Origin of the sequence: Halomonas piscis (assembly GCF_031886125.1) — a bacterium.
Taxonomy (GTDB): Bacteria; Pseudomonadota; Gammaproteobacteria; order Pseudomonadales; family Halomonadaceae; genus Vreelandella; species Vreelandella piscis.
The window spans coordinates 1,621,977-1,647,513 of sequence record NZ_CP119391.1 but is presented as its reverse complement, the minus strand read 5'-3'; the positions used below and the strand labels follow the sequence as shown (position 1 = coordinate 1,647,513).

Sequence of the window (25,537 nt, the reverse complement as noted above, 5' to 3'; positions counted from 1 at the left end):
CCGATCGCTGCCGGCTGTCAAAAACGCCGCAGGCCGACTGCCTGAAGGGCGGCCCGGCTCAGCCGTCGCCGCCGTGTAGCCATACCGGGGTGCCCGGCGGCGTCTGCGCGAACACCTTGATCAGATCATCCAGCCGCAGGCGCACGCAGCCGTGGGACTGGGCCACGCCCATGGGCTCGCTCGGCGGCGTGCCGTGCAGATAGATATAGCGACGCTGGGTATCCACGCGGCCGCCGCGGTTGCGCCCCGACTCCAGCCCGCACAGCCACAGAATACGGCCGAGAATCCAGTCGCGCCCGGGGTGCGCCCGCGCCAGCGCCTCGGAATAGACCTCGCCGGTCGGGCGCCGGCCGCGAAATACCGCTTCCCGGGGCGCGTTCTCGCCAACGGCGGCGCGCACGTAGTGCCAGCCCAGCGGCGTTTGCCCGCTGCCGTCCTGCTGGCCGGCGCCGGCCTTGCCGGTCGACACCGCCACGGCTTCGCCCGGCACCCGGCCGTGCCACAGGACAAGCCGCTGACGGGCCAGGTCGATCTCGAGCCAGGGGGCGTCGGCGGGCGGAAGGTCGTGGAGCTTGGGCGTACGCATGGGACTCCTTTGGCTGACTTGGCCGGTCAGGTGTCGGGTGCCTCGGGGAGCGGCGCGTTCATTGCCGCCACCACCACCGGGCGCAGGCGCCTGACCAGATCGCGAACGGATACCGGCTGAGCATAGTCCTTTTCGGCGATGTCCTTGAGGGCATCGAGCCCCGACAGGGTAAAAACTACCGTGCCCAGCATGAAATGCAGCCGCCAGAAACGCTCGGCATCGGGCAGCTCCGGCGTCGCCCGGCGCACCAGCCCGGCAAAGCGGGTGAAAACGTCGCCGTAGTGCTGCTGGATATGGCGGCGAAGGTGGCCCTGGGCCTGGCTGTACGCCAGCCCCAGAAGGCGCATGAACACCTTGAGGCTGTCGCGCTCGGCAGGCACCGCCAACACCGTTTCGGCCATGCTTTCCAACAGCGCTTCGAGCGGAATAACTCCGCCCTGATAGCGGGTCTCGAGCGTATCGAGCGCGTCGTGAAAGCGCACCGAGAAGGGGTCAAGGTAGCGTGAAAAAACCGCCTGGATCAGCGCCTTCTTGGAACCGAAATGATAGTTCACCGCCGCCAGGTTGACGCCTGCCCTGCCGGTGATCGTGCGCAGCGACGTTTCGGCAAAGCCGCGCTCGGCAAACAGCACCTCGGCGGTATCCAGAATGCGCGTGGTTGTGTCCGCCCGGGCCATGCGGCGCTCCTTGTCAAAGGCTGCAGGTAAACGGCAGCCGCTAAACGACTGCTTGCAACGAGGGTTTGAAACATTCGGGAATATTACGCCAGCGCCCGGCACGGCTCAATCGGCGGCGCTCGGCGCGGGCGCTATACTGGACATAGAGCCATACTGTATACTTGACCACTTGATACGCCGATCCTTTATCCTGCCGGTGGTTCAAGCAGCCGACACCGCCGGCTCCTGGCACTTGCGACACGGGAGTTTTCCATGACCCAGCGTTTGACCGCTCGCCAGCAGAACGTCTACGACTTCATCGTCAAAACCATGGGCGAATACGGCTACCCGCCCACCCGTGCCGAGATCGCCCGGGCGCTGGGGTTTCGTTCGCCCAACGCCGCGGAGGAGCATCTGCGCGCCCTGGAGCGCAAGGGGGCTATCCGCATCATTCGCAACACTTCCCGAGGGATACGCCTGCCCGCGGCGGAAACGCCCGACGAGCCGTCAGCCGAGAGCCCCCAGGGACTGCCGATTATCGGCGAGGTCGCCGCCGGCAGCCCCATTCTTGCCGCCGAGCACATTGACCGCTACTGCCCGCTGCCCGCCGAGTACTTCACCCCCCGCGCGGACTATCTGCTGCGGGTGCGCGGGCTGTCGATGCAGGACGCCGGCATTCTGGAAGGAGACCTGCTGGCGGTACACCGCACCGAACGCGTTCGCGACGGCCAGATCGTCGTGGCAAGGCTTGAGGACGACGTCACCGTCAAGCGTTTCAGGCGCCGGGGCCATCGGGTTCAGCTGCTCGCGGAAAACGCCGACTTCGCCCCCATCGATATCGACCTTCGCACCCAGGCGCTGGAGATCGAAGGCGTGGGCGTGGGCGTCATCCGCGGCGGCAACGGCCAGGCGCTGAGCTAGTCCGCTGCTGGCTACCCTCGCTACTGCCTGTCGATGTAGCGGTGGTCGTTGAAGGTGGCCACCCAGTCCGGGTGGTACACCATCAGAATGATCAGCAGCATACCGGTGATGAAGGCTTCCGAGGGCATCAGCAGCGGCAGAAACATCGCGTATTCCTTGGCCAGCAGCACCGCCTGGGCATCCTGGCTGCCGACCAGAATGAGTCCCACCGCGGTGAGCCCGCCGGCCAGGGTGGCCACCGCCGCCCCGAAAAACCCGCAGATAAACATGAACAGCATGACGTTGTCCAGCAGCTTGCGGTCGACGAAGCGCCAGATCAGCCCCACCACAATCGCCGGCACCACGCCGGTCACCAGCACGTTGACGCCTAGCAGCGTCCACTCGTTGCGCCCGATCGCCACCATCGCCACGTTGACCATGACGTTGCTCAAAAGCGCCAGCGGCGCCTTGAACAGCAAAAGCAGCAGGGTAGTAAACACCAGGTGCAGGGTCAGCCAGTCCACCGCCTGGGCGCGCAGCTGCCAGAGCAGGATGACTCCCATGGTCGCGGCCAGCCAGCGGTGCTGAAGTGCGGTGTCATCGACAAGCGCCAGCCAGGGCCTGAGCGTCGCGACCCAGGCCAGCAGGCCGATACACAGGGCCGCGCACAGTACCAGCAGCCAGGGGGCCAGCACACTTTGGGCAAACGACATAGCAACCTCGGCAAGACGTCATCGGAAAGACAGTCGGGGCGCGCAGTCTGACACTCCCCGCCCGCCGCGCCAAGCGCTTTGGGCGAGGGTTCTTGGGTCGCCCTAACGAATCGCGGCGTAGGGCGCACCGGGCGGCGGCGATTGAGCCCGGCCCCGGCCATCCCGTATAGTAAAGCCCCACTTTCAAGGCTTTTTTTACCCTGATGGATCCCGCACGCGTCACCGTTCGTCCCCGCTACCGCTCTCCCTTGCGCCTGCTGCCGCTTGGCGGCTGCGGCGAGATCGGCATGAACCTGACGCTTTACGGCTACGCCAGCGAATGGATCGCCGTGGACTGCGGCATGATGATCCGTCAGGATCTGCCCGACGCGCCGCTGCAGGTGCCCAACCTGGAAACGCCCCGCCGTCTGGGCATTACGCCCCGGGCGCTGTTCATCACCCACGGGCACGAAGACCACATCGGCGCGGCGGCCTGGCTGTGGCCGCACTGGCAGTGTCCAATCTATGCCACGCCGCTGGCCGCCGGGCTTTTGCGGCTGAAGTTTGCCGAGCACGGCCTGGCAGCGGACGTGATTCGCGTCATCGAGCCCGGGGAGGCCCTGGCCGCCGGGCCTTTCACCCTGCGCTACCTGCCGCTCCCCCACTCCATTCCCGAAAGCTGCGCGCTGCTGATTGCCGCCGGCCGCTACCGCACGCTGCACACCGGCGACTGGAAGCTGGATCCGGAACCGCTGGCAGGGCCCACGTTTGACCCCGAACGGTTTCGCGCGCTGGCGCCGGTGGACCTGGTCGTCGGCGATTCCACCAACGCCCCGGTAGCCGGGCACTCGGCGAGCGAAGGCGACGTCGCCCGCGCGCTTGCCGAGACCCTTGGCGAATGCAGAGGCCGGGTGGTGGTCTCATGCTTTGCCAGCAACGTCGCGCGCATTGTCGCCGTCGCTCGCGCAGCGCAGAAGACCGGCCGGCGCATCAGCCTGATGGGGCGCTCCATGGAGCGCATGGTCGGCGTGGCCCGGGGGCTTGGCTACCTGGAAGAGCTGCCGCCGCTGGTACCCGTGCATGATCTGGGCTATCTGCCGCCCGAAGAAGTCGTGGTGATTGCCACCGGCAGCCAGGGCGAACCTCGGGCGGCGCTGACGCGACTGGCCCAGGGGCGCCACCCCCACCTGGCGCTTGCCGCCGGCGACAGCGTGATCTTTTCGGCCAAGGCCATTCCCGGCAACGAGCGCCCCATCGAGCGGCTCAAGACCCGGCTCGGCCAGCTCGGCGTCACCCTGTTCGACGAATTCAGCCGGCCGTCGCTGCACGCTACCGGGCACCCCGCCCGGGACGAACTGACCACCCTCTATCGCTGGGTCAGGCCGCGCCACCTGCTGCCCGTTCACGGCGAGGCGCTGCACCAGCGGGCGCACCGCGAGCTTGCCGAAGGGCTCGGCATCAGCGCGCCGCTGTCGCCGCTCAACGGCGACATGCTGCGCTTCGATACCGAGGGCCTTCACCGGGAGGCGCGCTCCCCGCAGCCGCCCTGCATCGTCAGCCAGAACGCCGTGGTGGCCCACCCGGGGCTCGACGGCTCAACGGCTCGGCACCCGCGCCGGGGCAGTCTCTACCTCGCCCTGCCGGTCACCGCCACCGACACCGGCTGGGCGCGCATCGGCCGGCTGATGCTGGAAAATACCGGCGCCAGCTCGCTGGACGAAGACAGCTTCAGCGACTGGCTGGACGAGCAGCTTTACGCCATTGCCGCCGACACCCTGGCCGAACTGCGCCAGGCGCTCAGACCGCGGCTTCTGGCCTGGCTTGGCGAGCGCATGCAGCACCTGCCCGAGATCCACCTGCAGATCATGGCCGCGGAAGCGCCCTCCCCCGGCTAAGCCCTGGCGATGGCCAGGCGCTAGCCGCCGGCGCCCCAGCGATCGGCATCGGCATAGTCGGACTCGCGCTCACTGACCCAGTAGTCGCCGCTCCGAGCATGCTCCTTTTTCCAGAACGGCGCCCGGGTCTTGAGAAAGTCCATGATGAAATCGCAGGCCTCGAAGGCGTCCCGACGGTGGGCACTGGCCGTGCTCACCCGCACGATACCGTCACCCGGCGCCATGTAGCCGACCCGATGGACGATACGCACGGCCTTGAGCGACCACCGCTCCCAGGCCTGTCGGCCGATGTCCTCCAGCGTGCGTTCGGTCATGCCCGGATAGTGCTCAAGGGTCAGGCCGGTCACGTCCGGCGACTCGTTGAAATCCCGCACCAGGCCTGTGAAGCTCACCACGGCGCCGATATCCTTACGCTCCCGGCAGAGCTCGCGGCTGTCGTCCGCGACGCCAAAAGGCTCGCGCTGAACGCTGACGCGAATGTCCATGTCCTGGCGAACGCTCATGCCTAGCCTCCCGTGACGGGCGGAAAGAACGCCACTTCGTCTTCGTCGGTAATGCGTGCGCTGTCGTTGGCCATGACCTGGTTGATGGCGCACAGCACGCGGCGTTCGCGCAGCGCGTCAAAGGCCGGGTCCCGGGCGGCAAGCGCGGCCTTGAGGCCGGCAACGTCGCAGTTTTCCAGCTGCTCCAGCTCGACCAGGGTTTCGCTTTCGCCCACGCGCTCGCGAAGCTCGGCGAGAAACTTGACCCGCACCCCGGGGGCATCGCTGCGCACGCCGAGCGAGATTTCCCTGGCGGCGCTGTCGCCGGTGACGATAGGGTCCTCCACGTCGCTGCCCGGGCGCTGATAGTCGCCGCTCTTGCCGCCGCTTTTGTGCTCCAGCTGCACCGCCTCGATATGCATGCCCTTGTCCACCGCCTTGCACATGTCATAAAGCGTCAAACAGGCCACCGATACCGCCGTCAGCGCTTCCATTTCCACGCCGGTGCGGCCGGTCAGCCGGCAGCGCGCCTCGACGTTGACGCAGCTGCGGGCGGTATCCAGCTCAAACGCGAGCTCTACCTTGGTCAGCGCCAGGGCATGGCACAGCGGGATCAGCTCATGGGTACGCTTGGCCGCCTGAATGCCGGCGATGCGCGCCGTGGCAATCACGTCGCCCTTGGGCAGCGCGCCGTCGGCAAGCAGCGCAAGCGTCTCGGGCGCCATCACGATCCGTCCGGACGCCACGGCTTCCCGGCGGCTTTCCTCCTTGTCGCCCACGTCCACCATGCTGGCTTCGCCGCGGGCGTTAAGATGTGTCAAATGCATGTTGTGTCACCTTCGCTGTTGCTCTGCTCCGCCGCCGTCTCGACGGTCGGCCGACCGGCCACCCACTGCGCGACCCAGCGCGCCACTGCCGGCACGTCGTCGAGGTCAAGCCGATCAACGCCCGGCGCCGGGCCGTGCTGCTCAAGCGCGGCGCGCTCGTCCTGCTTGCAGGCCACGGCGCATACCCAGGGGTCCTGAAAGATCGCCGGATCGCCCACGCCGTCGCGATAAAGCACCAGCTTGGGCAGCGGCCAGGCCTTGAAACCTTCGGCAATGACGAGATCCGGCGCGTGGGGCACCATCAGCTCGATCAGCCGTTCAAGATCGGGCTCGCTCTGGCCGGGGGTTTCCTGCATCAGCGCAAAGCGCTCCCGGGACGCGACCAGCATGGGCGCGGCGCCGGCGCTGCGCAGCCGGTAGCTGTCCTTGCCGGGCTTGTCGACGTCAAAGGCGTGGTGAGCATGTTTGATAACCCCCACGTTCAGGCCGCGCTCGCCAAGTCGCGGCAGCAGCTGCTCAAGCAACGTGGTTTTGCCCGTGCCGCTCCACGCGGACACGGCAAGCACCGGGAACGGCGCATCAAAGTCGGATGCCGACATGCTGTCTCCTGATCAATACCTGCGGCTATTCATCATCACTGGCGCGGGGCAGCGCCCAGTTAAGCACAATCCCCACCACCGCGGCCAGACTCACGCCCTGCAGGGTAAACTGGCCGTTGCCGAACTGCATGCCGCCAATGCCGAACACCAGAATCAGCGACGCCACGACAAGGTTGCGCGGCGCGGTGAGCGCCTGGCCGGCGCGCACCAGGGTGTTCATCCCCACCACGGCAATCGAGCCGAATAACAGCGTCATGATCCCGCCCATGACCGGGCCGGGGATGGTCTGCAAAAACGCCCCGAGCTTGGCGACAAAGGCCAGCATGATAGCGGTCACGGCGGCCACGATCATGTAGCTGGGATTGAACGCCCGGGTCAGCGTCACCGCCCCGGTGACCTCGGAATAGGTGGTGTTGGGCGGCCCGCCGAACAGCGCCGCGGCCATGGTCGCCAGGCCGTCGCCCAGCAGGGTGCGGTGCAGGCCGGGCTTCTCCAGATAGTTTTGCCGCGTTACCGAGCCGATCGCCACCATGTCGCCGATGTGCTCCACCGCCGGGGCAATGGCCACCGGCACCATGAACAGCATCGCCGCCCAGTGAAACGTCGGCAGCGTAAAGGCCGGCAGCGCCACCCAGGCGCTCTCCCGTATCGGGGCAAAGTCGACCGCGCCCATCGCCAGCGCCAGCGCGTAGCCGGTGGCAATGCCGCCCATGATCGGCACCAGGCGCAACAGTCCGCGGCCGAACACCGCCAGCACCAGCGTCACCAGCAGGCTCGCCATGGACAGCACGATGGCCCGGCCGTAGCCGATGTGGTCGCTGGTTTCCCCGGTCGCCATCTCTACCGCCACCGGCGCCAGCGCCAGGCCGATAACCATGATGATCGGCCCCACCACGATCGGCGGCAGCAGCCGATGCAGCCAGGCCGTCCCTTTCAGCCGCACGGCCTGGGACACGGCCACGTAGGCCAGGCCCGCCGCCATGAGCCCGCCGAGCGTGGCCGGAATGCCGAAGCTCGCCACCGATCCCTGAATCGGAGCGATGAAGGCAAAGGACGAGGCCAGAAACACCGGCACGCTCGAGCGCGTCACCGCGTGGAAGATCAGCGTACCCACGCCGGCGGTAAACAGCGCCACGCTCGGCGAAAGGCCGGTGAGCAGCGGCACCAGCACCAGCGAGCCGAAGGCGACGAACAGCATCTGCACGCCGGTGAGGAGTAGTCGAGGCCAGGACTCGGCCGGAGCGGGGTGACTCACTGGGTAGAGACTCCTTTGGTGATCGGCACGCACCGGCGCCGCGCGGGTGACAAAAAAATGCCCCCGGCGCCAGGGCGCAAGGGGCACGGAGCAGCGGACACGGCCTAGCGCGTCCCGAAAATCTTGTCGCCGGCATCGCCAAGGCCGGGGACGATGTAGCCGTTCTCGTCCAGCCGCTCGTCTATCGAGGCGGTATAGATTTCGACGTCGGGGTAGGCCTCTTCCACCCGGGCGATACCTTCAGGAGCGGCCACCAGCACGATCACCTTCATCCGGCGGCAGCCGCGCCGATGGAGCATGTCAAGGGTGGCCACCATGGAGCCGCCGGTGGCGAGCATGGGGTCGATCACCACGGCCAGGCGCGCCTCGATATCGTTGGCCAGCTTGTCGAAGTACGGCACCGGCTCGAAGGTTTCCTCGTCGCGGTAGAGCCCCACCACGCTGATGCGCGCGCTGGGCAGCAAATCGGTCACGCCTTCCAGCATGCCGAGTCCGGCGCGCAGAATCGGCACCACGGTGACCTTCTTGCCCTTGAGCCGCCGGGTGGCAATGGGCTCGCCGTTCCACCCCCGAATCTCGTGATCTTCCAGCACCAGCCCCTGGGTGGCTTCGTAGGTCAACAGCTTGGCGACCTCGCCGGCCAGTTCGCGAAAGCTCTTGGTGCTGAGATCGGCTTCGCGCAGCAGGCCGAGCTTGTGCTGCACCAGCGGGTGGTTGATGGCGTGAACACTCATGAGGGTTCCTCGTTTTTCGGGGGCGGCATCAGCAAATTGCGCGATATTCTACGCCTGTCCCCGGCCGGGTGAAACCTTTTCCGGCAGCTGCCATACGATCGGCTCGCGCCCCTGGGCGGCCAGAAAGGCGTTGGCCCGGGAGAAATGTCGGGTGCCGAAGAAGCCGCGATGCGCCGACAGCGGCGACGGGTGCGGCGCCTCGAGCACCAGGTGGCGCGACTGATCGATCAGCGCCTTTTTCTGCCGGGCGTGGCCGCCCCAGAGCAGAAATACACAGGGCGGCGCCTGGGCACTGACGGTCTCGATGGCACGGTCGGTAAAGGTTTCCCAGCCCTGCCCGCGGTGCGCGGCCGCGCGGCCCTGCTCCACGGTGAGCGCGGTATTGAGCAAAAGCACGCCCTGGCGCGCCCAGTCTTCCAGAAACCCGTGCTGGACCGGGGTAAAGCCCACGTCGCTGGCAAGCTCTTTATAGACGTTCACCAGCGAGGGCGGCACCTTCACCCCGGGCTTGACCGAAAAGCACAGCCCGTGGGCCTGGCCCGGGCCGTGATAAGGATCCTGGCCAAGAATCACCACCTTCACCGCCGACAGCGGCGTCAGCTCGAAGGCGCGAAACCACTGGCTGGAATGCGGATAAATGACCTTTTTCGCCGCTTTTTCCTCGGCGAGAAAGCGCCGCAGCGCCTGCATGTAATCGGCCCGGAACTCCTCGCCCAGCCAGCGACTCCATTCCTCGGGTAGCGGGTTTGCCATGCTCACTCCGAAACGTCTCGACCAATGGCTTTTGCGCGCGGCTTACTTTCTGATCTGGTCCGCCAGCGGCTCGACGTAAGCGACGCCCATGTCCCAGGGAAACTGGATCCAGCAGTTCTGGCCCACCTCGGTGAGGTACTGATCCACCAGCGGACGGCCTTCGGGCTTGGCGTACACGGTGACAAAGTGCGCCCTGGGCAGCATGTCGCGCACCGCTCGGGCGGTCTTGCCGGTATCCACCAGGTCGTCCACCAGCAGCCAGCCTTCGCCGTCGTGGTCCACGCCCTTGAGCACCTCGAGGCCGCCCTGCTCCTGGCGGTCATAGCTTTTGATGCACACGGTATCGATCAGGCGCACGTTCAGCTCCCGGGCGATCAGCGCCGCCGGTATCAAACCGCCACGGGTAATGGCGATGATGCCCTGAAAGTTTCGCTCGACCAGCTCGCGGCTCAGCTGGCGCACGTCGCGGTGCAGCTGGTCCCAGGATACGGTGAAGTGCTGATGATAGCGTTCGCTGCTCATGGGACGTTACTCGTCTTCGGTGAAGGAACAAACCGCGAATACGCCATAGCCGGCATCGCGAATTTTCTGTGACCCGCCAAGCTCGGGCAGATCAATGATAGTCGACGTCTCGACCACGCGGCCACCGCTGCGCTGGATCAGGTTGGCCGCCGCGAGCATGGTGCCCCCGGTAGCAATCAGATCATCCACCAGCAGAATGCGGTCGTTCGGCCGGAAGGCATCGGCGTGGAGCTCGACCTCGGAGTGGCCGTACTCCAGCTTGTAGGTTTCGCTTACGGTCTTGAACGGCAGCTTGCCTTTCTTGCGCACCGGCACAAAGCTTGTGCCCAGCTCGTAGGCCAGCGGCGCGCCGACGATAAAGCCCCGGGCGTCAATGGAGGCAATGGCGTCCAGCTGCATGTCCCGGTAGCGGTGGACGAAGCTTTCGATCAGCTTGCGAAACGCCGCGCTGTTCTGCAAAAGCGGCGTGATATCGCGGAAGTTGACGCCCTGTTCCGGCCAGTTCGGCACCGTGCGAATCACCGACTTGATATAGTCGCCGTAGATACTCATCGCGTCTCTCATGGGCTGATGGATGATCAGGATTTACAAATATACGAACTTGCCGACGAACAGCAGCGCCAGAATGACGATGGCCGGATTCAGCTCGCGAAAGCGACCGGACAGCAGCTTGATCGCCACATAGCTGACAAATCCGAGCGCGATGCCCTCGGCAATGGAATAGGTCAACGGCATGCCGACGGCCGCCAGCAGCACGGGGGCGGCATCGGTGGGGTCTTCCCAGTTGGCGTAAGCCAGGCTGCCGGCCATCAGCACGGCCACGTACAGCAGCGCGCCGGCAGTGGCGTAGGCCGGGATTGAGCCTGCCAGCGGCGCAAAGAACAGGCTGATCAGAAACATCCCGGCGACCACCACCGCGGTCAGCCCGGTGCGCCCGCCGGAGGCAATGCCCGCGGTGGATTCGATGTAGCTGGTGGTGGTGGAAGTGCCCAGCACCGCGCCGGCCATGGAGGCGCCGCTGTCGGCGACCATGGCGCGCCCCAGCCGCGGCAGCCTGCCGTCTTCGTCGAGCAGCTTGCCGCGGTGGGCCACGCCTACCAGCGTGCCCGAGGTGTCGAACAGGTCCACGAAGAGAAAGGCAAACACCACGCTGATCATGGCCACGTCAAACGCCCCGGCCAGATCCATCTGCATAAAGGTTGGCGCGATGGACGGCGGCATGGAGACCAAGCCGCCGTAGGCGTTATGCCCAAGCAGGGTCGCGACCAGGGTGACCCCCAGAATGCCGATCAGCACCGCGCCGGTCACGCGCAGGTACGAAAGCGCGGTAATCACGAAAAAGCCGACCAGGGCATAGACGGCGGCGGGCTCGGTCAAGTCGCCAAGGGCCACGAAGGTCGCCGGGTTGGCCACCACGATGCCGGCGTTTTTCAGCGCGATCATCGCAAGAAACAGGCCGATACCCGCGGCGATGCCCAGCCGCAGCGTGAGCGGAATCGAGTTGATGATCCATTCGCGCACGCGCAGAACGCCCAGCAGGAAAAAGCACAGCCCCGAGAAAAACACCGCGCCGAGCGCCGCCTCCCAGGTATAGCCCATGCCCAGCACCACGGTGTAGGTAAAAAAGGCGTTGAGCCCCATGCCCGGCGCCTGGGCGATGGGATAGTTGGCCCAGATGCCCATGATCAGACAGCCCATGGCCGCCGCCAGGCAGGTGGCGACGAAGACCGCGCCGTAGTCCATCCCCGCCTCCGAGAGAATGCTCGGGTTGACGAAGATGATGTAGGCCATGGTGAGGAACGTCGTCACCCCGGCGATGATCTCGGTTTTTATATCGGTGCCGTGCTCGGCGAGCCTGAAGTGGCTATGGAGAAAATTCATGGACTTTTTTATCCTTCGCGCCGGCAGAGGTCTCGGCAGGGTAAGAAAAGCCGCCTATCTTACCCAAAGGCGCGCCGCGATGCGAACGCGACACGTGCCGCCCGCGCGTCAAATCGCCTCGTATCGGCTTTGCAGAAAGCGCTCCGCCGTCTCCACGATGGCCTGGGTTTGCGGATCGATCTCGAGGTTGACGCCGTCCCCCGGCCTGCGCTCGCCAAGGGTGGTGCGCGCCAGGGTTTCGGGGATCAAGTCAACGCAGAACATTGCCGGCTCATCCGTCGGGCGGCGCACCTCCCCCACCGTCAGGCTGATGCCATCGATGCCGATATAGCCCTTGTCGAAGACAAAGCGCACGCACGGCTCGGGCAGCGCAAACCACAGCCGGCGATTATCCGGGGCCTCTTCAACAAAAAGCACCTCGGCGACGCTCATCACGTGGCCGGACATGGCATGCCCGCCGATCTCGTCGCCAAAGCGCGCCGCCCGCTCGATGTTGACGCGACTGCCCGCGACAACTTCGCCGAGGTTGGTCACCCGCAGGGTTTCGCGCATCAGGTCGAAATGCACATGAGCGCCGTCTAACGCGGTTACCGTCAGGCATACGCCGTTGTGCGCCACCGATGCCCCGGTTTCAAGCCCCTGGCGAAGCGCCTCGGGCATGGCCACCACGTGGGTGCGAAACGCCTCGCGCTCGCGCACCTCCACCACTTCTGCCGTGCCCTGCACGATACCGGTAAACATGGGTTGTCTCCTCTTGACGTTCGCAGCCCGGCTCACGGAGCCGGCGGAGTATTGTGCCATTCGCGCTCGGCGCCTGCAGGCGAAAGCGCGGCTTTTTTCCCGCCCTGTACCGACACAAAAAAGGGTGGCCGGCTGTTTACCGCCACCCTTCGCCTGGCTATGCAGCCTGGCAGATCGTGCTTAGTAGTAGCTGTCGTACGGCGCGATGTTCCACACGCGCTCCCGGGTCTTTTCCTCGTCGACGGGCACGGAGAGCTCCTCCAGCACTCGGCGGGCCACTGCGAGCTCTTTTTCGGCTTCCTCCCTGTCCTGGTACATGAACTCGTCCGACGATTCCTCGGGGGCGATGGCGACTTTCTCCTCCAGGTTGTCGACCACCATCTGCTGGTGCTTGCGCATGTACGCCCTGGTTTCATCCACCCAGGCCGGCTGAACGGAGCGGTTGATATCGGCGCTCTGGGTATAGGTGTCGTAGGTCTGGCGGTAGACCAGGTCGCCGTTGGCGCGAACGTCGGCAATGGCCGCGTTCAGGTCGTCGTTGGTCAGGTCGTCCGGATTCAGCGGCGTTTCCCGCCTGGGTCCGCCAATGCCTCGGTGGGTCAGATAGAACGGGAACATGCTCTTGATGAGCTTGCCCACGGGCAAAACGGTATTGCCGTCGGCGTCGCGCCCCTTGGGCTGCACGCCCTGAATGGCCACGTGGGACGATTCCGGGCGCACGATTTCCTTGGGCGGCAGAATTCCGTGGCGCAGTATTTCCCGAACGCTGGTGCCGGAAATGCCCACCCTGACGCTTTCATCGTGGGGGCACGACTGATCCGTGGCGACGGTGTTGCAGCGCACGCAGAAAAAGGCCTCGTGGAAGGTGCGAATATCGATGCCGATCTCTTCGGGCGCATACTGGTCAAAAATGCTCTGGCTGGCGTACTTGTCGTAATAGTCGCCAACGCCGGCGTAGTCGCGGCCGACGATTTTGTGCGTGCAGCCAAAGTTTTTCAGGATCAGCGCGTGCAGTATCGCCTCCTGAGGTCCGGCAAAGACGTAGGTCACGCGCAGCGGGCAGAGGATAGTCCTGTCCTTGGGGTAGTACTGCTCGAGCACCCCGCGGTACGCCAGCATCCGGTATTCGTGGCGCGTGAATTCGCGCTTGGCCATCTCCACCAGCGGGCAGACCAGCAGGCCGTCCACCTCTTCCAGCAGATTTTTGTGCATGTATTCGTGGCCGCGGTGCATGGGGTTGGCCCCGGTCACGAAGCCGGCCACTGTCTTGAACTCCTTTTCCACGTAGAACAGCTGCCAGGCGTCCTTGGGCTCCATTCTGAGCGGCTCAAACGGCCCCCAGTCCGGCCGGTTCAGCAGGGTGATTTTGCCGCCGAGCGCCGTGTCGCCCATGCGCCGATAGATGGCGTCCACTCCGGGGTGTTTCCGATCGGTGGTGCCAAAAACGTGCTGCGCCCGGTAGTCCCTGTCGTAGGAAAAAATGTCTTCCGCGTTGAGAATTGCCACCGGCTCCTGATTGACGTCGATCAGCACGACGTCATCGCCCTTGGAAAGCGAGTTCACCACCTCAGTGTTGTGCTTGCCGGTCGGCGCAAAGCTCAGGGGAATCGGCCAGACCAGGCCGTTTTTCAAACGCCCCGTCTCCAGGGTGGACAAATAGTCCTCTTCGACCATCAGGCCCTCGTTGGGCGACATGACGCCGGTCGCAATCATTTCCAGCGTAATCGCGGCCTCGGTGTCGACCATGATTTGGGGCAGGGTTTTGGCCCTCTCCAGCTCTTTTTCGCGCTCCTCTCCCTTGGCTACCCGGTCAACCAGCTTGCCGCCATGAGGCTGCTGGGGAAACCCGGCCAGGGTTTTCTCGTCCAGCACCACGTTCTCTGAAACCGAGCTTTTCTTGTTCATTTAACTGCTTCTCCTTAGCGCTTAAGCGTGCTGCCCGCTTGAAAAACCAGCCACCCCCGGTGTTCTTGTCAGATTCGCTGCGCCCATAGCCGGTGGCTGATCGATCAAGCCAATATGAACAGGTCGTACTCATGGGCCCCGCGCCTTGCAACGCAGGGTCGAATCGCTTTCGTGAGAAAGACTCAAGCACCTCCGAGAGCTATCAATGACGGCGAAGCTTGTCAATTTTACCGCTCGATTCGCGACAAAAGGCGTAGACAAGGAGCCGGGCAGGTTTGACATCCTCGAGAGCCGCTCCCTAAAATAGCCGCCGCTATACCCCATTATTTCCAGACGCCGATTTGTTCCCGGATTGCGGGCGTCCACCGGCCTTTCAGCCGGTGAAGTGCAGCTAAAAGGGTGTGCCCCGCGTCAATGGCCACCCGACAGGGTGGCCTTTTTCGTTCCCTGCCCTGCGCTTGCCCGCGCCGCCGTCCCTTCGGCTTCATCCGATTTGGCCGGGGCGCGGTCCTCTGCGCGTCGGTCCCGCTAAAGCAGACGTCATGATAGAACTTGAAAACGTCAGTAAGACCTACGGCAGCGGCGACGGGGCCGTACACGCCCTGCGCAAGGTGAACCTGCACATCCCCAAAGGTCGCATTCACGGCGTCATCGGCCTTTCCGGGGCGGGAAAGTCCACGCTGATCCGCTGCGTCAACCTGCTCGAACGCCCGACCGACGGCCGCGTGACGGTCAACGGCCAGGAAATGACGCGCCTTTCCGGCCAGGCCCTTAACCGCGCCCGCCATCGCATCGGCATGATCTTTCAGCATTTCAACCTGCTGACCACGCGCACCGTGTTTGCCAACGTCGCCCTGCCGCTGGAGCTCATGGGCCACCGGCGCGCCAGCATCAGGCATCGGGTAACTCCCCTGCTCAAACTGGTGGGCCTCGCCGACAAGGCCCACCAGTTTCCCGCCCAGCTGTCCGGCGGTCAGAAACAGCGCGTGGCCATTGCCCGGGCGCTGGCCAGCGAGCCGGCGGTGCTGCTCTGCGACGAGGCCACCTCGGCGCTGGATCCGCAAACCACCGGCTCGATTCTGGAACTCCTGCGCGAGATCAACCGCGACCTGGGGATTACCATCCTGTTGATCACCCACGAAATGGAGGTGGTCAAGTCGATCTGCCACCGCGTCGGGCTGATCTCCGACGGGCGGCTGGTGGAAGACGCCGAGGTCGGCGACTTCTTCACCGCGCCGGCAACCCAGCTGGGTCGAACGTTTCTCAACGACTTTTTGCAGCTCGAGCCGCCCCGAGGGCTGAACAGCCGGCTGCAGGACACCCCCGATGCGCATACCCACCCCGTGGTGCGCCTGACGTTTTCCGGCAATGCCGTTTCCACTCCGCTGATCTCGCGGCTGGCCCGGGATTGCGGCGTGGACGTCAGCATCCTGCAGGCCAAGGTCGAATCCATCCAGCAGCGCACCCTGGGGCTGATGATCGCCGAGCTGATGGGTACCGCGGAGCAAACCGGCCAGGCCATGCGCTATCTGGAATCTCACGAACTGAAAGTGGAGGTGCTCGGGCATGTCCGGCGCGATGATTAATCTGATTTGGCAGGCCACCCTTGACACCCTTTACATGGTCGGCGTCTCCGGGCTGATCGCCACCCTCCTCGGGGTGCCGCTGGGCGTGCTGCTCTACGTCACCCGGCCGCGGCAGATTCTCGCCATGCCGATCACCCACCAGGCGCTGAGCATTGTCACCAACATCGGCCGCTCGATCCCGTTCATCATTCTGATGGTCGCCATCATCCCGTTTACGCGCATGCTGGTGGGCACCTCCATCGGCATCAACGCCGCCTCGGTGCCGCTGACCATCGCCGCGATACCGTTCGTCGCGCGGCTGGTAGAGGGCGCGCTGAACGAGATTTCGCCCGGGCTGATCGAGTCCGCCCAGGCCATGGGCGCCACCCCCTGGCAGATCGTGCGCAAGGTGCTGATCCCCGAAGCCCGGGGCGGCATCATCACCGGGCTCACCATTACGCTGGTCACGCTGGTGAGCTATTCGGCCATGGCCGGCGCCGTGGGCGGCGGCGGGCTCGGCGATCTGGGGATCCGCTACGGCTATAACCGCTTCAACCCCACCATCATGCTGATCACCGTGGTGATTTTGGTGGTCATGGTGCAGGGCTTTCAGAGCCTGGGCGACTACCTGGTGCGCAAAAGCGACCGCAAGTGAAGCGAAGCATAACCATAAAGCATTAGACTTATATTTCTTATCGCCGCAGTATTAAGCCCTTGTATCGCTTTTCAGCCGTTAAACGCTTTTCAAACCGACCGGAGCCTGAACATGCAAAAACTCGTGATTGGCAGCCTTGCCGCTTTGGCGCTGGGCATTGGCGCGGCCCACGCCGCCCCCCTGAAAGTCGGCACCGTGGCCGGCCCGGAAACCGACGTCATGCAGGTCGCCGTGGACATCGCCGAGGAAAGGCACGATCTTGACGTCGAGATCGTCGAGTTCACCGACTACGTCACTCCCAACGCCGCGCTTGCCGACGGCAGCCTGGACGCCAACGCCTTCCAGCACGAGCCCTACATGCAGTCCATGGTCAATGACCGCGGCTACGACTTCGCCGTGGCCGGCTATACCTTCGTCTACCCCATCGGCGCGTATTCGGAAAAGTACGACAGCATCGAAGCGCTGCCCGACGGCGCCCGCATTGCGCTGCCCAACGACCCGTCCAACGAAGGCCGGTCGCTGATCCTGATGCACAACAAGGGCCTGATCGAGCTGAACGACCCGACCAACCTGGAAGCCACGCCGATCGACATCGCCGACAATCCCCACGACTTCAACTTCCGCGAGATCGAAGCCGCCCAGCTGCCCCGGGTGCTGCCCGACGTGGACATGGCCTTCATCAACAACACCTTTGCCCAGCCCGCCGGCCTGAGCCTGGACGACGCGCTGATCAAGGAAGGCCCGGAGTCGCCCTACGTCAACCTGATCGTGGTGCGCAGCGGCGATGAAGACCGCGAAGACATTCGCCAGCTGGTCGACGCCTATCAGAGCGAGGCGGTCATGGAAAAGGCCGACGAGCTGTTCAAGGGCGCCGCCGTTCCCGGCTGGACCGAGTAATCCCCGGCGGGCCCGCTTGACCATTGCGCCCTCCCACTTTACCCAGGCCGGCCCCTGGCCGGCCTCGGGTGTTTCACAAGGCCAACCCTGATGACACTGGACGCTTCTGACTCCCTCGAACCGGCGCCGGTCCCTGCGCCTGCGGACTATGCCTTGCTCAACCGCCAGCTCGCCGCCCTGCTGGATACCCGGGACTGGCTGACCAACGGTGCCCAGCTGTGCGCGTTTGTCTTCCACCAGGTCCCCACGCTCAACTGGGCGGGGCTTTATCTTCAGCGGGAAAGCAAAGTGCTGAGCCTGGGGCCGTTTCAGGGCAAGCCCGCCTGCCATCCGATCCCCTTCAGCCAGGGCGTCTGCGGTGCGGCCGCGCGCGCGCGGCAAACCCAGCGGATCGACGACGTCAACGCCCTGGCGAGCCACATCGCCTGCGACGCCGACTCGCGCTCGGAGCTGGTGGTACCCATCGTCAGCGGCGAGCGCCTCTGGGGCGTGCTGGATCTCGACAGCCCGGTGGAAGGCCGCTTCAGCGCCGACGACCAGGCGGGCATCGAGGCGCTGGTCGAGACCTTTATCGCCGCCAGCGACCTGCCGGACTTTGCAGGCTAAGCCTCCCCTTTCCGGGCCGGGCCTGCCTGTTGCCCAGCCCGTTTTCCTGAACGCCACGCACACAAAAACGCCCCGTCGGCCTGCGAGCTGACGGGGCGCTTTAGCGTACAAAACTGGTAGGACCAGGCGGATTTGAACCGCCGACCTCCACGATGTCAACGTGGCGCTCTAACCAACTGAGCTATGGTCCTGCAAACGGGGGCTGGCGTTTTCGCCGGCTGCCGTGCCTGGCTGATGGGTGTTTGGTAGGACCAGGCGGATTTGAACCGCCGACCTCCACGATGTCAACGTGGCGCTCTAACCAACTGAGCTATGGTCCTGCCGTATGCCGTACACGTCTGGCAACGGATGCGTATTCTACGACTTCACCGATGAAATGCAAGCATTTTTTCTACAGGCCCAGGGCGCTAGTAGGCGGGTACACCGGGCCCTATCGCCCAAGCTGAGCCGGGAAAAGGCCTCCGAGAGGGCGCTATAAATCCGTCTCTGGAAGCTATCTACGCCATCTGACCGCCAAGGATGGCGGAAATGCCGGAAACGCATGGAGCTTTTTTTCGGCCATGGCGTAGAACCCTCTCTTCAACCTGTTCCCGGCTCCTGCAGGCAGGCCTACTCGGGAATACCGCCTTCGGTGAGCTTTTTGGGATCGAGCAGACGCTCGAGCGTTTCCCGGTCCATGTCGGTTTCCTCTTCGGCAACGTCGATGATCGGCCGCCCGGCCTGGTAGGCCTTTTTCGCCACCTGGGCCGCGGCGTTGTAGCCGATGACGCTGTTGAGCGCGGTGACCAGGATCGGGTTGCGCTCAAGCGGCGCCCGCAGATTGTCTTCGCGCACCTTGAACGACGGTATCACCTGCTCGCCCAGCAGCCTGGCGGTGTTGCTCATCAAGGTGATGGAGGTCAGCAGGTTGGTGGCCACCAGCGGCAGCATGACGTTGAGCTGGAAGTTGCCGCTCTGGCCGGCCACGGTAATCGCCGAGTCCAGGCCGATCACCTGGGCGGCCGCCTGGACGGCGGATTCCGGCAGCACCGGGTTGACCTTGCCCGGCATGATCGAACTGCCCGGCTGAATCGCCTCGAGCTCGATCTCGCCAAGCCCCGCCAGCGGCCCGGAGTTCATCCAGCGCAGGTCGTTGCCGATCTTCATGATCACGCAGGCCAGACCCTTGAGCTGGCCGGAAAGCTCCACCGCTGCGTCCTGGGACGAAAGGCTGGCAAAAAAGCTGTCGTTGGGACGAAACGAAAGCCCGGTCTGCTCGCTTAAGTGAATCGCCACGCGCTCGGCAAAGCCTTCCGGGGCGTTGATGCCGGTCCCCACGGCGGTGCCGCCCTGGGCCAGGCGCTGCACGCGGTTCATGGCGCTGTCGATACGCTCGATGGCCTGGTCGAGCTGGTTGACCCAGCCGCCCAGCTCCTGGCCCAGAGTCAGCGGCATGGCGTCCATCAGATGGGTGCGCCCGGTCTTGACCACCTCCTCAAGCTCCTCGGCGCGCCGGGCGACGCTCTGGCGCAGCGTCAAAAGCGCCGGGCGCAACGAGCGCTCCACGGCAATCGCCGCGGAGACGTGGATCGCCGTGGGCACCACGTCGTTGCTCGACTGGCCCATGTTGACGTGGTCGTTGGGTCCAACCTCGAGGCCATCGCTGCTGGCCAGGTGCGACAGCACTTCGTTGACGTTCATGTTGCTCGACGTGCCCGAGCCGGTCTGGTAGACGTCGATGGGGAACTGGTCGTCGTGCTCGCCGTTGATCACCGCCTCGGCCGCCTGCTGGATGGCCCTGGCGCGGTCCTTGTCCAGCAGCCCGAGGGCTTCGTTGGCGTGCGCGGCGGCCAGCTTGACCCGGGCAATGGCATGGATGAAGGCCGGCGGCATGGCCTCGCCGGAGACCGGGAAGTTGTTGACCGCGCGCTGGGTCTGGGCACCGTAGAGCGCCGTTTGCGGCACCTCGAGCTCGCCCATGCTGTCGCGCTCGATACGGGTGGATGCAGAATGACGAGACATGTCGACTCTCCTCAGGAATGGTTCTCGATACCCCCTGGCGGGCAGCGCTCTGATGCGCCGACGCTACCAGCCAAGGGCCTGTTTGACGAACGGAATGGTGAGTTTGCGCTTGGCCGACAGCGACGCCCGATCCAGGGTTTCCAGCGCCCGGCAAAGCTCGCTGAGCGCTCGCGGCCCGCGGTGCAGAATGTAGCGCGCGACGTCGTCGGACAGCGCCATGCCGCGGACCTCGGCGCGCAGCTTGAGCGCCGCCAGCCGTCCCTCGTCGTCCAGCGGCTGGACGTGGTAGGTCATGCCCCAGGTCAGCCTTGATGCCAGATCCGGCAGCAGCACCGGCAGCTGGCGCGGCGCGGCGCCGGCGGCAATCACCAGCCGCTTGCCGGCGTCGCGCAGGCGGTTGAAGGCGTGAAACAGCCCTTCCTCCCAGCGCTTGCGCCCGATCACACACTCCAGGTCGTCGATGGCGACCAGATCCAGCCGCTCGATATCTTCCAGCATCAGCGGCGGGAAGTGGCCCAGATCCTCAAGCGGCAGGTACAGCGCCCGCCCTCCCTGATCCGAGGCCTGATGGCACGCCGCCTGCAGCAGATGGCTGCGCCCGGTGCCCGGCGCGCCCCACAGGTAGAGATAGGGCTCGCCGTCGGGCGCGGGCTGGCGGATCAGCTGCTCGACCAGAGTGGCGTTGCGCGGCCCCGGATAGTAGTTGCCAAAGGTGGCATCGTCGCGCAGCCCCACTCCCAGCGGCAGCTGTGCCGGCGGTCGGTTCATGAGTCCTCCCCTTCGCCCCTTTTCGTCTGCGGCGACGTGCCGGGCACGCGGTCGTCGCCGGCCGGCTGAAGGCGAACGTCGTATAAGGGACTGTTTTTATAACGTTCCATTCCCTCGCGCAAGAGCACCATGACCACCGCCGCCGCGGGCAGCGCCAGCAGCACGCCGAGAAAGCCGAACAGCTTGCCCCCGGCGAGCACGGCAAAAATGACCGCCACCGGGTGCAGGCCGATCTTGTCGCCCAGAAGCTTGGGCTGCAGCACCACGCTTTCGACGATCTGACCGATAGTGAATACGACCACCACGCCGGCAATGGCCCACAGGGTGCCAATCTGAAACACCGCCACGATCAGGGCAATGCTGATGCCCACGATAAAGCCCAGAAACGGCACGATGCTGGCAAGCCCGGCAATAAAGCCGATCACCAGCCCCACGTTCAGGCCCAAAAGACTGAGCCCCAGCGCGTAGATCGCGCCCAGGCACAGCATGACCAGCAGCTGGCCGCGCAAAAACGCCGCGAGAACGGCGTTACAGCGCCGACCCAGGCGCGTGACTTCGTCAACCCAGGGCCGGGGGATCAGCCCGCTGGCGTTGTCGATCAGCCGCTGCCAGTCCAGCAGCAGATAGAACGTCACTACCGGTACCAGCGCGGTGTAGGTCACCCATGATACCAGCGCCATGCCCGAACGTCCCAGCTGACCCAGCGCACTGGCCAGATAACCGCCGGCATCCCGCCAGTTCTCGGCAAATACCTGCTTGATACCGGCAAGATCGGCGCGCAGATCGTAGCCGATCCATTCTTTCAGCCGGGGCGCCAGGGCATCCTCGAGCCAGCCGACCATGGCCGGCACGGCGTTGCCCAGCTGCTTGACCTGCTGCACCGCCGCGGGAATCAGAATGAAAAGGCTCAGCGTCAGCACCACCAGCATGACCAGAAAGACGCTGCTCACCGAAAGGGTGCGGTTCATGCCCAGCCGCTCGAAGCGGTGGGTCAGGGGGTTGACCACGTAGGCCAGAATCAAGCCGGCAATAAACGGCATCAATACGGCGTTGAGCAAATACACCAGCAGCACCGCCACAACGGCGACTAACAACCACCACCATGAATATCGCACTTGCGAACTCTCCTGACTGCACGTGTTGTGTTATGCGCAATGCCATACGCCCTGGCGGGTGTTACACTTTCGCCGCGCCCCACCCGGGCCGGCGATACTGACTACTCCGCCTCACAGGAATTGCCTTACAGGACTTGCCATGACCGAGACTTCCTCTACCCCACCGGCCAACGCTTCGCTGAGCTACAAGGACGCCGGCGTGGATATCGACGCCGGCAACGCGCTGGTCGAGCGCATCAAGGGCGTTGCCCAAAGTACCACGCGCCCGGAAGTCATGGGCGGGCTCGGCGGCTTTGGCGCGCTGTGCGAGCTTCCCGCCGGCTACCGCGAGCCGGTGCTGGTGTCCGGCACCGACGGCGTGGGCACCAAGCTAAAACTTGCCCTGGCCCTTGGCAAACACGACACCATCGGCATTGACCTGGTGGCGATGTGCGTCAACGACCTGGTGGTGATCGGCGCCGAGCCGCTGCAGTTCCTCGATTACTATGCCACGGGAAAGCTCGACGTGGATATCGCCGCCGACGTGGTCAAGGGCATCGGCGAGGGCTGCCGCCAGGCAGGCTGCGCGCTGGTCGGCGGTGAAACCGCAGAAATGCCCGGCATGTACGCCGGCAGCGACTACGACCTGGCCGGGTTCTGCGTGGGTGTGGCGGAGAAATCCGCCCTCCTCGACGGCAGCCGGGTTGCCGCAGGCGATGCGATTCTGGGGCTGGCCTCCTCGGGCCCGCACGCCAACGGCTATTCGCTGATCCGCAAGATCCTCGAGGTCAGCGGTGCCGATCTGGACATGCCCCTTGGCGACGCCACGCTCGGCGAGGCGCTGATGGCGCCCACGCGCATCTACGTCAAGCCGCTGCTGTCGCTGATTCATGCAAGCGACGTCGACGTCCACGCGCTGTCGCACATTACCGGTGGCGGGCTTTTGGAAAACCTGCCCCGGGTGCTGCCCGATCATCTCGCCGCGCGGCTGGATACCCAAAGCTGGCAGCGCCCGGCGGTGTTTGACTGGCTCCAGCGCCAGGGCAACGTCGACGACGACGAAATGCACCGAGTGCTCAACTGCGGCATCGGCATGGCGCTGGTGGTGCCAAACGAACACGCCGAGCAGGCCCGCGCCCATCTCGAGGCGCACGGCGAAACGGTCTATCGCATCGGCTCGGTTACCGCCCGCGAAGAGGGCGCAGACGGCGTCATTCTGGACCGCCTGAGCGAAGGGGACACATCGGCATGAGCGAGTTTGAGGACGGAAGCGGTACGCTGAACGACTTTACCGCCGAGGCGGTGACGCCGCCGCGCATTGTGGTGCTGATTTCGGGTAACGGCGGCAACCTGCAGGCGCTGATCGACGCGCAGTCCCATGACCGCCTGGGCGGCGGCGAGATTGCCGCCGTGGTCTCCAACGTGGCCGACGCCTACGGGCTCAAGCGCGCCCGGGAGGCGGGCATCGACGCCGTGGCGCTGCCCCACCGGGAATACGACAGCCGCGAGGCCTACGACGGCGCGCTGATCAAGGTCATCGAGCGCCACGAGCCCGACCTTGTCGTGCTCGCCGGCTTCATGCGCATCCTCACGCCGCGCTTTGTTCAGCGCTTCATCGGTCGGATGCTCAATATCCATCCTTCGCTGCTGCCGGCCTACCAGGGGCTTGATACCCACGCCCGAGCGGTGGCCGACGGCGTCGCCGAGCACGGCTGCAGCGTGCACTTCGTCACCGAAGAGCTCGACGGCGGACCGGTAGCCCTCCAGGCCGCGCTGAACGTCTCGCCGGAGGACTCCCCGGCCACGCTCAAGGACAAGGTTCACGCCCGGGAGCACCTGATCCTGCCCATTGCCGTCAGCTGGTTTGTGGAAGGCCGGCTGCGTTTTGACGGCACCCATGCCACCATGGACGGCGTGGCCCTGCCCGAACGCGGCATGCGCATGAGCCACGAAGACGCCGCCGAGGAGCTGGACGAAACCGACGACTCGGCGCAATCAACCCGACCTTGATCTGCGCGACGCACGGCCGGGCGGGCGGGAGCGGGCTTGAGGCCGTGAAGGAATGGCCTCGCACCGCTCCCGCACCACGCTGCGCTCCCGCCTCAGGTGCGCGGCAGGGTCACGCCGCGCTGGCCCATGTACTTGCCGTCGCGGTCCTTGTAGGACGTTTCGCAGATTTCGTCGGACTCCAGAAACAGCATCTGCGCCACGCCCTCGTTGGCATAGATCTTGGCCGGCAGGTTGGTGGTGTTGGAAAACTCGAGCGTCACGTGCCCTTCCCACTCCGGCTCCAGCGGGGTGACGTTGACGATGATTCCGCAGCGCGCGTAGGTCGATTTGCCCAGGCAAATGGTCAGCACGCTGCGCGGAATGCGAAAATACTCTACCGTGCTTGCCAGGGCAAAGGAGTTGGGCGGAATCACGCAGACGTCGCCCTTGACGTCGACGAAGCTCTTTTCGTCAAAGCCCTTGGGATCCACCACCGCGGAATGGATGTTGGTAAACACCTTGAACTCGTCGGCGCAGCGCACGTCGTAGCCGTAGCTCGAGGTGCCGTAGGAAATCACTCGCCGGTCGCCTGCGTAGCGCACCTGATCGGCCTCGAACGGCTCGATCATTCCCTCGCGCTGGGCCATTCGGCGGATCCATCTATCTGATTTTATGCTCATAAAAGGGTCTCAACAGGCCCGGACTCTCCCGCCCGGAACGTGTGGGCGGGCTTACTCGCTGAACGAAATGCTCGGACCTTCGCCCGGCGCCTGATCCATGGAGTCGGCGACCTGACGGGCAATGCGGGCAAACGTCTGGCTGACGCTGCTGTCCGGCTCGGCAATGACCGACGGCCGGCCGGAGTCGGCAAACTCGCGGATCGACAGGCTCAGCGGCAGGCGCCCCAGCATCTGGGTGTCGTACTCTTCGGCGATGCGCTCGCCGCCCCCCTCGCCGAATATCGGCGCCTCGTGGCCGCAGTTCTCGCAGTGATAAAGGCTCATGTTCTCGACAACGCCGAGCACCGGCACGTTGACCTTGCGGAACATCTCGATGCCCTTGCGCGCGTCCAAAAGCGCGATGTCCTGGGGCGTGGTGACAATCACCGCGCCGGAGACCGGCACCTTCTGGGACAGCGTCAGCTGAATGTCACCGGTGCCCGGCGGCATGTCGATGAGCAGAAAATCAAGGTTGTCCCAGAGCGTCTGGTTGAGCAGCTGCTGGAAGGCACCCACCACCATCGGCCCGCGCCAGACCATGGGCTCCTTGTGGTCGATCAGAAAGGCGATCGACATGGCCTGAAGGCCGTGAGCCTTCAGCGGATAAAACGCCTGGTCGCCTTCGGTCTGCGGCCGCTCGCCTTCCTTGACGCCGAGCATCTGCGCCTGGCTGGGGCCGTAAATGTCGGCGTCGAGCACGCCGACGCGGTAGCCTTCGGCGGAAAGCGCCAGCGCCAGGTTGGCCGTGACCGTGGACTTGCCTACACCGCCCTTGCCCGAGGCAACGGCAATCATGTGCTTTACCCCTTCCATCG

The 25,537-nt window shown here is 65.1% G+C and carries 27 protein-coding genes and 2 tRNA genes; 8 read left to right on the top strand and 21 right to left on the bottom strand.

Going from position 1 to position 25,537, the window contains the following annotated elements; all coding sequences use genetic code 11:
- Nucleotides 1–58: 58 nt before the first annotated feature.
- Both P1P91_RS07725 and P1P91_RS07720 read right to left on the bottom strand, forming a co-directional pair.
- Nucleotides 59–586 carry a L,D-transpeptidase gene (locus tag P1P91_RS07725; protein WP_311881734.1) on the bottom strand — a complete coding sequence of 176 codons (528 nt, stop codon included), beginning with the start codon at nucleotides 584–586 and terminating at the stop codon, nucleotides 59–61.
- Between the two features lie 26 nt (nucleotides 587–612).
- On the bottom strand, nucleotides 613–1,263 hold the full coding sequence (locus P1P91_RS07720) for a TetR/AcrR family transcriptional regulator (protein WP_311881732.1): 651 nt from the start codon (nucleotides 1,261–1,263) through the stop codon (nucleotides 613–615).
- Nucleotides 1,264–1,515: 252 nt separating this feature from the next.
- On the opposite strand from P1P91_RS07720, the gene lexA reads away from it, so the two are divergent.
- Nucleotides 1,516–2,163 carry a transcriptional repressor LexA gene (gene lexA, locus P1P91_RS07715; protein WP_311881731.1) on the top strand — a complete coding sequence of 216 codons (648 nt, stop codon included), beginning with the start codon at nucleotides 1,516–1,518 and terminating at the stop codon, nucleotides 2,161–2,163.
- 20 nt (nucleotides 2,164–2,183) lie between these two features.
- Here the strand turns inward: lexA and P1P91_RS07710 are convergent, their stop codons facing one another.
- Nucleotides 2,184–2,855: an energy-coupling factor ABC transporter permease gene (locus P1P91_RS07710; protein WP_311881729.1), complete on the bottom strand. Its 672-nt coding sequence runs from the start codon at nucleotides 2,853–2,855 to the stop codon at nucleotides 2,184–2,186.
- 287 nt (nucleotides 2,856–3,142) lie between these two features.
- Here P1P91_RS07710 and P1P91_RS07705 point away from each other — a divergent pair, with 287 nt between their 5' ends.
- A complete protein-coding gene (locus P1P91_RS07705) occupies nucleotides 3,143–4,729 on the top strand; it encodes a ribonuclease J (RefSeq protein WP_311885739.1) in 1,587 nt (528 codons plus the stop codon).
- Between the two features lie 20 nt (nucleotides 4,730–4,749).
- Here the strand turns inward: P1P91_RS07705 and moaE are convergent, their stop codons facing one another.
- The 11 genes from moaE to P1P91_RS07650 all read right to left on the bottom strand — a co-directional run bounded on the left by moaE (nucleotide 4,750) and on the right by P1P91_RS07650 (nucleotide 14,428).
- Nucleotides 4,750–5,232, bottom strand: coding sequence for a molybdopterin synthase catalytic subunit MoaE (gene moaE / locus P1P91_RS07700; protein WP_311881727.1), 483 nt, complete (start codon nucleotides 5,230–5,232; stop codon nucleotides 4,750–4,752).
- A 2-nt stretch (nucleotides 5,233–5,234) separates the two neighbouring features.
- Complete coding sequence (moaC, locus tag P1P91_RS07695) at nucleotides 5,235–6,038, bottom strand: cyclic pyranopterin monophosphate synthase MoaC (protein ID WP_311881725.1); 804 nt, start codon at nucleotides 6,036–6,038, stop codon at nucleotides 5,235–5,237.
- A complete protein-coding gene (gene mobB / locus P1P91_RS07690) occupies nucleotides 6,029–6,637 on the bottom strand; it encodes a molybdopterin-guanine dinucleotide biosynthesis protein B (RefSeq protein WP_311881724.1) in 609 nt (202 codons plus the stop codon). Before mobB ends, moaC begins: the two co-directional genes overlap by 10 nt.
- A gap of 25 nt (nucleotides 6,638–6,662) precedes the next feature.
- Nucleotides 6,663–7,835, bottom strand: coding sequence for a uracil-xanthine permease family protein (locus P1P91_RS07685; RefSeq protein WP_311885738.1), 1,173 nt, complete (start codon nucleotides 7,833–7,835; stop codon nucleotides 6,663–6,665).
- Nucleotides 7,836–7,996: 161 nt separating this feature from the next.
- The gene (gene upp, locus P1P91_RS07680) at nucleotides 7,997–8,626 is read right to left on the bottom strand and encodes a uracil phosphoribosyltransferase (RefSeq protein WP_311881721.1); all 630 of its coding nucleotides are present in this window, start codon (nucleotides 8,624–8,626) and stop codon (nucleotides 7,997–7,999) included.
- 48 nt (nucleotides 8,627–8,674) lie between these two features.
- On the bottom strand, nucleotides 8,675–9,379 hold the full coding sequence (gene ung / locus P1P91_RS07675) for a uracil-DNA glycosylase (RefSeq protein ID WP_311881719.1): 705 nt from the start codon (nucleotides 9,377–9,379) through the stop codon (nucleotides 8,675–8,677).
- 42 nt (nucleotides 9,380–9,421) lie between these two features.
- Nucleotides 9,422–9,901, bottom strand: a complete 480-nt coding sequence (gene gpt / locus P1P91_RS07670; protein ID WP_311881717.1) for a xanthine phosphoribosyltransferase — start codon at nucleotides 9,899–9,901, stop codon at nucleotides 9,422–9,424.
- Nucleotides 9,902–9,907: 6 nt separating this feature from the next.
- Nucleotides 9,908–10,453 carry an adenine phosphoribosyltransferase gene (locus P1P91_RS07665; RefSeq protein WP_311881715.1) on the bottom strand — a complete coding sequence of 182 codons (546 nt, stop codon included), beginning with the start codon at nucleotides 10,451–10,453 and terminating at the stop codon, nucleotides 9,908–9,910.
- A gap of 33 nt (nucleotides 10,454–10,486) precedes the next feature.
- A complete protein-coding gene (locus tag P1P91_RS07660; RefSeq protein ID WP_311881714.1) occupies nucleotides 10,487–11,782 on the bottom strand; it encodes an NCS2 family permease in 1,296 nt (431 codons plus the stop codon).
- Nucleotides 11,783–11,890: 108 nt separating this feature from the next.
- Nucleotides 11,891–12,523 carry a riboflavin synthase subunit alpha gene (locus P1P91_RS07655; RefSeq protein WP_311881713.1) on the bottom strand — a complete coding sequence of 211 codons (633 nt, stop codon included), beginning with the start codon at nucleotides 12,521–12,523 and terminating at the stop codon, nucleotides 11,891–11,893.
- Nucleotides 12,524–12,703: 180 nt separating this feature from the next.
- Nucleotides 12,704–14,428 carry a sulfate adenylyltransferase gene (locus P1P91_RS07650; protein WP_311881712.1) on the bottom strand — a complete coding sequence of 575 codons (1,725 nt, stop codon included), beginning with the start codon at nucleotides 14,426–14,428 and terminating at the stop codon, nucleotides 12,704–12,706.
- A 542-nt stretch (nucleotides 14,429–14,970) separates the two neighbouring features.
- On the opposite strand from P1P91_RS07650, the gene P1P91_RS07645 reads away from it, so the two are divergent.
- From P1P91_RS07645 to P1P91_RS07630, 4 genes are all read left to right on the top strand, one after another.
- Nucleotides 14,971–16,014 (top strand): methionine ABC transporter ATP-binding protein, encoded by a 1,044-nt coding sequence (locus P1P91_RS07645; RefSeq protein WP_311881711.1) that lies wholly within the window; start codon nucleotides 14,971–14,973, stop codon nucleotides 16,012–16,014.
- Entirely contained in the window at nucleotides 15,995–16,648 is a 654-nt protein-coding gene (locus P1P91_RS07640; RefSeq protein ID WP_311881709.1) for a methionine ABC transporter permease, read from the top strand. Before P1P91_RS07645 ends, P1P91_RS07640 begins: the two co-directional genes overlap by 20 nt.
- 111 nt (nucleotides 16,649–16,759) lie before the next feature.
- The gene (locus P1P91_RS07635; RefSeq protein ID WP_311881707.1) at nucleotides 16,760–17,545 is read left to right on the top strand and encodes a MetQ/NlpA family ABC transporter substrate-binding protein; all 786 of its coding nucleotides are present in this window, start codon (nucleotides 16,760–16,762) and stop codon (nucleotides 17,543–17,545) included.
- 90 nt (nucleotides 17,546–17,635) lie between these two features.
- Nucleotides 17,636–18,151, top strand: coding sequence for a GAF domain-containing protein (locus P1P91_RS07630; protein ID WP_311881705.1), 516 nt, complete (start codon nucleotides 17,636–17,638; stop codon nucleotides 18,149–18,151).
- A 114-nt stretch (nucleotides 18,152–18,265) separates the two neighbouring features.
- Here the strand turns inward: P1P91_RS07630 and P1P91_RS07625 are convergent.
- The 5 genes from P1P91_RS07625 to P1P91_RS07605 form a co-directional block, all read right to left on the bottom strand.
- A tRNA-Val gene (locus P1P91_RS07625) sits at nucleotides 18,266–18,342 on the bottom strand.
- 52 nt (nucleotides 18,343–18,394) lie between these two features.
- Nucleotides 18,395–18,471: transfer RNA gene (locus tag P1P91_RS07620), tRNA-Val, on the bottom strand.
- Nucleotides 18,472–18,760: 289 nt separating this feature from the next.
- Nucleotides 18,761–20,152: a class II fumarate hydratase gene (locus P1P91_RS07615; protein WP_311881703.1), complete on the bottom strand. Its 1,392-nt coding sequence runs from the start codon at nucleotides 20,150–20,152 to the stop codon at nucleotides 18,761–18,763.
- Nucleotides 20,153–20,215: 63 nt separating this feature from the next.
- The gene (gene hda / locus P1P91_RS07610) at nucleotides 20,216–20,920 is read right to left on the bottom strand and encodes a DnaA regulatory inactivator Hda (RefSeq protein WP_311881700.1); all 705 of its coding nucleotides are present in this window, start codon (nucleotides 20,918–20,920) and stop codon (nucleotides 20,216–20,218) included.
- A complete protein-coding gene (locus P1P91_RS07605) occupies nucleotides 20,917–22,035 on the bottom strand; it encodes an AI-2E family transporter (RefSeq protein ID WP_311881699.1) in 1,119 nt (372 codons plus the stop codon). The genes hda and P1P91_RS07605 overlap by 4 nt, the downstream gene beginning before the upstream one ends.
- A gap of 139 nt (nucleotides 22,036–22,174) precedes the next feature.
- On the opposite strand from P1P91_RS07605, the gene purM reads away from it, so the two are divergent.
- Both purM and purN read left to right on the top strand, forming a co-directional pair.
- Nucleotides 22,175–23,266 carry a phosphoribosylformylglycinamidine cyclo-ligase gene (gene purM, locus P1P91_RS07600; RefSeq protein ID WP_311881698.1) on the top strand — a complete coding sequence of 364 codons (1,092 nt, stop codon included), beginning with the start codon at nucleotides 22,175–22,177 and terminating at the stop codon, nucleotides 23,264–23,266.
- The gene (purN, locus tag P1P91_RS07595; protein ID WP_311881696.1) at nucleotides 23,263–24,024 is read left to right on the top strand and encodes a phosphoribosylglycinamide formyltransferase; all 762 of its coding nucleotides are present in this window, start codon (nucleotides 23,263–23,265) and stop codon (nucleotides 24,022–24,024) included. The genes purM and purN overlap by 4 nt, the downstream gene beginning before the upstream one ends.
- Nucleotides 24,025–24,116: 92 nt before the next feature.
- Here the strand turns inward: purN and dcd are convergent, their stop codons facing one another.
- Both dcd and apbC read right to left on the bottom strand, forming a co-directional pair.
- Nucleotides 24,117–24,683, bottom strand: a complete 567-nt coding sequence (gene dcd, locus P1P91_RS07590) for a dCTP deaminase (protein ID WP_311881694.1) — start codon at nucleotides 24,681–24,683, stop codon at nucleotides 24,117–24,119.
- 51 nt (nucleotides 24,684–24,734) lie between these two features.
- On the bottom strand, nucleotides 24,735–25,535 hold the full coding sequence (gene apbC, locus P1P91_RS07585) for an iron-sulfur cluster carrier protein ApbC (protein ID WP_311881693.1): 801 nt from the start codon (nucleotides 25,533–25,535) through the stop codon (nucleotides 24,735–24,737).
- Between the last annotated feature and the right edge of the window lie 2 nt (nucleotides 25,536–25,537).

Excerpts from the sequence above, each read along its gene's own strand:
- dcd (WP_311881694.1), bottom strand. The coding sequence starts at position 24,683 with ATGAGCATAAAATCAGATAGATGGATCCGCCGAATGGCCCAGCGCGAG.
- gpt (WP_311881717.1), bottom strand. The coding sequence starts at position 9,901 with ATGAGCAGCGAACGCTATCATCAGCACTTCACCGTATCCTGGGACCAG.
- P1P91_RS07640 (WP_311881709.1), top strand. The coding sequence starts at position 15,995 with ATGTCCGGCGCGATGATTAATCTGATTTGGCAGGCCACCCTTGACACC.
- P1P91_RS07725 (WP_311881734.1), bottom strand. The coding sequence starts at position 586 with ATGCGTACGCCCAAGCTCCACGACCTTCCGCCCGCCGACGCCCCCTGG.
- P1P91_RS07665 (WP_311881715.1), bottom strand. The coding sequence starts at position 10,453 with ATGAGTATCTACGGCGACTATATCAAGTCGGTGATTCGCACGGTGCCG.
- moaE (WP_311881727.1), bottom strand. The coding sequence starts at position 5,232 with ATGAGCGTTCGCCAGGACATGGACATTCGCGTCAGCGTTCAGCGCGAG.
- P1P91_RS07710 (WP_311881729.1), bottom strand. The coding sequence starts at position 2,855 with ATGTCGTTTGCCCAAAGTGTGCTGGCCCCCTGGCTGCTGGTACTGTGC.
- apbC (WP_311881693.1), bottom strand. The coding sequence starts at position 25,535 with ATGGAAGGGGTAAAGCACATGATTGCCGTTGCCTCGGGCAAGGGCGGT.
- P1P91_RS07705 (WP_311885739.1), top strand. The coding sequence starts at position 3,143 with ATGAACCTGACGCTTTACGGCTACGCCAGCGAATGGATCGCCGTGGAC.
- P1P91_RS07660 (WP_311881714.1), bottom strand. The coding sequence starts at position 11,782 with ATGAATTTTCTCCATAGCCACTTCAGGCTCGCCGAGCACGGCACCGAT.
- P1P91_RS07655 (WP_311881713.1), bottom strand. The coding sequence starts at position 12,523 with ATGTTTACCGGTATCGTGCAGGGCACGGCAGAAGTGGTGGAGGTGCGC.
- P1P91_RS07615 (WP_311881703.1), bottom strand. The coding sequence starts at position 20,152 with ATGTCTCGTCATTCTGCATCCACCCGTATCGAGCGCGACAGCATGGGC.
- lexA (WP_311881731.1), top strand. The coding sequence starts at position 1,516 with ATGACCCAGCGTTTGACCGCTCGCCAGCAGAACGTCTACGACTTCATC.
- ung (WP_311881719.1), bottom strand. The coding sequence starts at position 9,379 with ATGGCAAACCCGCTACCCGAGGAATGGAGTCGCTGGCTGGGCGAGGAG.
- P1P91_RS07650 (WP_311881712.1), bottom strand. The coding sequence starts at position 14,428 with ATGAACAAGAAAAGCTCGGTTTCAGAGAACGTGGTGCTGGACGAGAAA.
- mobB (WP_311881724.1), bottom strand. The coding sequence starts at position 6,637 with ATGTCGGCATCCGACTTTGATGCGCCGTTCCCGGTGCTTGCCGTGTCC.
- purN (WP_311881696.1), top strand. The coding sequence starts at position 23,263 with ATGAGCGAGTTTGAGGACGGAAGCGGTACGCTGAACGACTTTACCGCC.
- moaC (WP_311881725.1), bottom strand. The coding sequence starts at position 6,038 with ATGCATTTGACACATCTTAACGCCCGCGGCGAAGCCAGCATGGTGGAC.
- P1P91_RS07685 (WP_311885738.1), bottom strand. The coding sequence starts at position 7,835 with ATGCTGTTCGTCGCCTTCGGCTCGCTGGTGCTGGTGCCGCTGCTCACC.
- P1P91_RS07635 (WP_311881707.1), top strand. The coding sequence starts at position 16,760 with ATGCAAAAACTCGTGATTGGCAGCCTTGCCGCTTTGGCGCTGGGCATT.
- P1P91_RS07645 (WP_311881711.1), top strand. The coding sequence starts at position 14,971 with ATGATAGAACTTGAAAACGTCAGTAAGACCTACGGCAGCGGCGACGGG.
- purM (WP_311881698.1), top strand. The coding sequence starts at position 22,175 with ATGACCGAGACTTCCTCTACCCCACCGGCCAACGCTTCGCTGAGCTAC.
- hda (WP_311881700.1), bottom strand. The coding sequence starts at position 20,920 with ATGAACCGACCGCCGGCACAGCTGCCGCTGGGAGTGGGGCTGCGCGAC.
- upp (WP_311881721.1), bottom strand. The coding sequence starts at position 8,626 with ATGAGTGTTCACGCCATCAACCACCCGCTGGTGCAGCACAAGCTCGGC.
- P1P91_RS07720 (WP_311881732.1), bottom strand. The coding sequence starts at position 1,263 with ATGGCCCGGGCGGACACAACCACGCGCATTCTGGATACCGCCGAGGTG.
- P1P91_RS07630 (WP_311881705.1), top strand. The coding sequence starts at position 17,636 with ATGACACTGGACGCTTCTGACTCCCTCGAACCGGCGCCGGTCCCTGCG.